The organism is Nocardia paucivorans NBRC 100373, assembly GCF_000308675.1.
Taxonomy (GTDB): Bacteria; Actinomycetota; Actinomycetes; order Mycobacteriales; family Mycobacteriaceae; genus Nocardia; species Nocardia paucivorans.
This window is the reverse complement of sequence record NZ_BAGE01000005.1, coordinates 1-4,984: the sequence shown is the minus strand read 5'-3', so window position 1 is coordinate 4,984 and position 4,984 is coordinate 1. Positions and strand designations below refer to the sequence as shown.

Here is a 4,984-nt window from a genome sequence, read left to right as displayed (position 1 = left end):
GGTCCCCACGGCGACGGCCAGGTCGGTTCCCCGGGTTTGGCCGCTTTCCACAGGGTGAAATCCCGGGGATCGCGCTTGCCTTCGCCCGCGCTCTCGCCCTGGTGCACATCATCGAGTCGATGGCCGGACAACCGTCCGTATTCGGGATAGCTCAATACATCGAAATACACATTGCCGGCCGAGGCATAGGCATGACCGCGGTCGATGAGCCGCTGCATCAATTCCACCATCTGCGTGATATGGCCGGTGGCGCGCGGTTCCGCCGAGGGCGGCAGAACATTGAGCTGTCGATAGGCCTCGTCGAAGGCCCGTTCGTGGGTGGCCGCCCATTCCCACCAGGGTCGGCCGGCCGCGGCGGCCTTGGTGAGAATTTTGTCCTCGATATCGGTGACATTGCGAATGAACGCCACATCCAGACCGTTCGCGGACAGCCAGCGCCGCAATATATCGAAGGCGACACCACTGCGCACATGACCGATATGGGGTTGGCCCTGCACGGTGGCACCACACAGGTACACCGAGGCACAACCGGGGACCAGGGGTATGAAATCCCGCAGGGTCCGGGTCTCGGTGTCGAACAGGCGCAGTGTCACGGCAGTCGATCCTAGCTCTGGTATATGGAGGCACTCGCCAGGGCGGTGCGAATATGGGTTGGAATTGGTCGATGCGGTATCAGCGTAGGACGGACGATGCGGGGCTCTACCGAGCGCCTGCCGTCGCCTACCGGGTCGCGGCCCGGCCGGTACAGTGCAGCAGCGCGGTGGCCACCGCGGCGATCCCCTCGCCCCGACCGGTGAGCCCGAGTCCGTCACTGGTGGTGCCGGATACCGATACCGGCGCGCCGAGTAGATCGCCGAGTACCCGCTGGGCCTCGGCCCGTCGCGGACCGATCTTCGGTCGGTTCCCGATAATCTGCACGGCCGCGTTCACCACATCGTATCCGGCTTCGTCGAGGAGGCGCCGGACCTCTTTCAACATGGCGGCACCGGAGACTCCGGCCCATTCCGGGCGGCCGGTGCCGAAAACCGCCCCCACATCTCCCAGACCGGCCGCCGACAACAGGGCATCGCAGAGGGCATGCGCGGCGACATCGCCGTCGGAATGTCCGGCGCACCCGTCGTCACCATCGAACAGCAGACCCGCCATCCAGCAGGGTCGACCGGGTTCGATGGGGTGGACGTCGGTGCCGATCCCGACCCGCATGGTCATCCGATTCCCCCCACCGGCGAGTCGGTCGCGGTCAGTACGGCATCGGCGAGACACAGGTCCAGCGGGGTGGTGATCTTGAAAGCGAGCGGATCGCCGGGGATGGTGCGCACCGGAACGCCCAGCCGTTCCACCAGGCCGGCGTCATCGGTGGCGGTACCGGGGGCAGCATAGGCGGCGCGCAGTAGATCGGCGGCGAAACCCTGAGGGGTCTGGACGGCGCGCAGAGCGGCGCGATCGGGGGTGCCGGTGACGGTTCCCCGGTGGTCGACGGACTTGACCGTATCGACCACGGGCAAAGCGGGGACCACGGCCGGATGTCCGTCCCGCAACTCCGCGACCACCCTGGCGATGAGGTCGGGTGGGGTGAGCGCGCGAGCGGCATCGTGGACGAGGACATACCGGGCGTCGGTCGCCGCGGCCAGGCCGGCGCGGACCGAATCGGTGCGTTCGGCGCCGCCGACGACGACACGCACCGAGGGAGAGGCGGGCAGCAGGGCAACTGCCCGATCGACCAGCTCGGCGGGGACCATGACAATGATCTCGTCGATCACACCGGCGGTGAGCAACCCGTCCACAGCCAGTCCGAGCATGGGCCTGCCGCCGACCGCGACGAACGCCTTGGGTTCGGTTGCACCCAGACGGACGCCACGACCGGCGGCAGGTACCAAAGCGATGACGGGCCCAGGAGTATTACGGCCGGGGCCGTCTTGCTCGTACACGGTCAGGAAGCCGCGGCGAGAACCTCGTCGAGCAGCGTCTCGGCCTTGCCGTCATCGGTCCCCTCGGCGAGCGCGAGCTCACCGACGAGGATCTGCCGGGCCTTGGCCAACATCCGCTTCTCGCCTGCGGACAGACCGCGGTCCTGTTCCCGACGCCACAGGTCGCGGACGACCTCGGCCACCTTGTTCACATCGCCGGAGGCGAGTTTCTCGAGGTTGGCCTTGTAACGACGGGACCAGTTGGTGGGCTCCTCGGTATGCGGTGCGCGCAACACCTGGAAGACTCGGTCGAGACCCTCCTGGCCGACGACGTCACGGACGCCGACGTACTCCGCATTCTCCGCGGGAACCCGAACAGTAAGGTCGCCTTGGGCGACCTTCAGGACCAGATACTCTTTCTGCTCACCCTTGATGGTGCGAGTCTCGATTGCTTCGATCAACGCCGCTCCGTGGTGGGGGTAAACGACGGTGTCTCCGACCTTAAAAATCATGTGTCCCGTGCCCCTTTCGATGTTCACAGTTTAACATGCGACTCGATAACGGCGCGATCAACTGTGCTGGTCAGGGCCACAACGAGCCCGTGTTGGGGCTTGACAGAACCGGATACATATGCAACGCGTCGCCTCCGAACAACCGACCGACCTGGCAATTCCGACCGCTTCGACGGAGCCCACCCGCACCGCCACCGACCCGGTTGTCCCATGCCGAATCGTTACCCGCCCATGGGCATTGCGGAGCCACTCGACCACACTCCACAACTACAGTGCAGGGGTCACCACACCCGCGGAATGGTAGCCGAGCAACCACCCGGTACCCTGCGCAAGCCCCCCTTACACCTCCCGGGGCGTTCCGCCCCGAGCAGCAACTACTACAGTCCCTAGTGGAGTGAGCCCGCTCGGACATGGAGGACAACCCGTGACTGCCCTGAAAGCTGTGACTGCCGCGAGCCCGGCCAGGACGACATCGCGGCGGCGCATGGTGACGGTCGCCGCGCTCGCCGCCGGTGCGGTGCTCGCCCTGTCCGGATGTGGTGCCGGCCAGATCTCCCAGACGGCCTCCCAGGCCGCGGCCGTCAACGGAAATTCCGCGAATATCGGCGAGATCTCCCTACGCAATGTGCACATCGTGTACCCCCCGAGCGAGGGCTACACCAACGCCCGGGGTGGTAAAGCGGTACTTGCGCTGTCGTTCGTCAACAACAGCGCGACGGTGTCCGACGAACTCGCCGGCATCACCACCGATATCGGCACGGTGCAGATCACCCCGCCCAAGGGCGGCAAGCTGCAGATAGCCCCGCAGGAAACCGTGGTCGCGGCCCCGAAGAAATCCACCGCGGCGGAAGACGCGCGCTCGGCGGGCGAACACGACACCGCCCGGCCCGAAACGCACCCGGTCGATACGGCACTCATCGAGATCACCGGCCTGACCAGGGATATCTCCCCGGGCCTGACCTACTCGATGTCGTTCAACTTCAAACAGAACGGAACCGTCCAGGTGCAGGTTCCGGTCGACGCGGGCACCGAACTGTCGCGCCAGGGATAATCCCCGTCCCGAAGCGCCGAACGGATCGCCGGGTCATCGACCGCCCACCGTCGGCGACCCGGTTCCGACGCCCGGTGAGCCACCCCTCGACATCACACTGCCCCTCGACGGCCCCCTGCGCTCGGCGCGCGGCGGCCCGGTGTCGACCGGCGGTTCGGCGGCAACGGTTCACGCAGCAGCAGCCCGCGTGGAGAAGAGCCGGGTGGTACCGGCTCGAAGACGACCGCCGGGTCGGTCCGGAGTTGTCGGAGGTACTGCGTAGGGTGCGCCTGTGGCGGTGACGAAGAACAAACCGGTCTTCCGGTGCTCGGAATGCGCGCACGAGGTCGCGAAATGGGTGGGCAAATGCCCCGACTGCGGCGCGTGGGGGACGGTCGAGGAGGTCGCTCCCACGACTGCTGCGCCCGCCGGGCGGCGGGCCATGCTGCCGAGTACGGCGGCGGCGCCCATCACCCGGATCGATTCACAACGCACCATCGCCCGGCCCACCGGAGTGTCGGAATTGGACCGGGTACTCGGCGGCGGAATCGTCGCGGGTTCGGTGGTGCTGCTGTCCGGAGAGCCCGGCGTCGGGAAATCCACCCTGCTGCTCGAGGTCGCACACCGGTGGGCGCAGCAGCGCGACGAACGATCGCTGTATGTCACCGCCGAGGAGTCGGCCGGGCAGGTGCGGCTCCGGGCCGATCGGACCGGAGCGGTGCACGAGCGGGTGTATCTGGCGGCGGAATCCGATCTGTCGGTGGTCTTCGGCCATGTCGAACAGGTGCGACCCACCCTGCTGGTGGTCGATTCCGTGCAAACCATGCTCGCCGCCGACACCGACGGGGTGATCGGGGGCGTGACCCAGGTACGCGAGGTCACCGCGGCCCTGACCTCGCTGGCCAAGACGCGCGGTATCGCAGTCCTGCTGGTGGGCCATGTCACCAAGGACGGCGCCGTGGCCGGCCCCCGCACCCTGGAACACCTCGTCGACGTGGTGTTGCAGTTCGAAGGCGACAAGAACTCCACCCTGCGCATGGTGCGCGGTATCAAGAACCGTTTCGGCAGCGCCGACGAAGTGGGCTGCTTCGAATTGCACGACGACGGCATCACCTGTGTCACCGATCCATCGGGACTGTTCCTGCACCACCGCACCGAATCGGTACCCGGCACGGCCGTAACCGTCGCCATGGACGGCAAACGTCCCCTGGTCGGCGAGGTCCAGGGCCTCACCGTGGACACCCAGGTGCCGGCGCCGCGCCGCGCGGTCAGCGGCCTCGACTACAACCGGGTCGCCATGATCCTGGCGGTCCTACAGAGCCGCTGTGGACTCTATGTCGGCAAACAGGATGTCTACGCGGCCACCGTCGGCGGTATGCGCCTGATCGAACCGGCGGCCGATCTGGCCGTGGCCCTGGCCGTCGCCGGCGCCGCCCGCAATACCGCGCTGCCCCCGGGCTGGGTGATTCTGGGCGAGGTCGGTCTGGCGGGCGAGGTCCGTCGGATCACCTCCACGACGCGCAGACTGGCCGAAG

General features: G+C 67.2%; 6 protein-coding genes. 2 read left to right on the top strand and 4 right to left on the bottom strand.

Annotation, left to right across the window (positions count from 1 at the left end):
- From ON32_RS01670 to carD, 4 genes are all read right to left on the bottom strand, one after another.
- Nucleotides 1-593, bottom strand: a 593-nt coding sequence (locus tag ON32_RS01670) for a class I tRNA ligase family protein (RefSeq protein ID WP_040788186.1), incomplete at its 3' end; no start/stop codon positions are given.
- A 127-nt stretch (nt 594-720) separates the two neighbouring features.
- Nucleotides 721-1,203: a 2-C-methyl-D-erythritol 2,4-cyclodiphosphate synthase gene (gene ispF, locus ON32_RS01665; RefSeq protein WP_040788191.1), complete on the bottom strand. Its 483-nt coding sequence runs from the start codon at nt 1,201-1,203 to the stop codon at nt 721-723.
- Between the two features lie 2 nt (nt 1,204-1,205).
- Entirely contained in the window at nt 1,206-1,928 is a 723-nt protein-coding gene (ispD, locus tag ON32_RS01660) for a 2-C-methyl-D-erythritol 4-phosphate cytidylyltransferase (RefSeq protein ID WP_083873875.1), read from the bottom strand.
- Between the two features lie 2 nt (nt 1,929-1,930).
- Complete coding sequence (gene carD / locus ON32_RS01655; RefSeq protein WP_011206964.1) at nt 1,931-2,419, bottom strand: RNA polymerase-binding transcription factor CarD; 489 nt, start codon at nt 2,417-2,419, stop codon at nt 1,931-1,933.
- Nucleotides 2,420-2,843: 424 nt separating this feature from the next.
- On the opposite strand from carD, the gene ON32_RS01650 reads away from it, so the two are divergent.
- Complete coding sequence (locus tag ON32_RS01650; RefSeq protein WP_306307641.1) at nt 2,844-3,470, top strand: copper chaperone PCu(A)C domain-containing protein; 627 nt, start codon at nt 2,844-2,846, stop codon at nt 3,468-3,470.
- A 277-nt stretch (nt 3,471-3,747) separates the two neighbouring features.
- Nucleotides 3,748-4,984, top strand: a 1,237-nt coding sequence (gene radA, locus ON32_RS01645) for a DNA repair protein RadA (RefSeq protein ID WP_040788188.1), incomplete at its 3' end; no start/stop codon positions are given.

Coding starts and splice junctions, on each gene's coding strand:
- ispF (WP_040788191.1), bottom strand. CDS start 1,203: ATGCGGGTCGGGATCGGCACCGACGTCCACCCCATCGAACCCGGTCGA.
- carD (WP_011206964.1), bottom strand. CDS start 2,419: ATGATTTTTAAGGTCGGAGACACCGTCGTTTACCCCCACCACGGAGCG.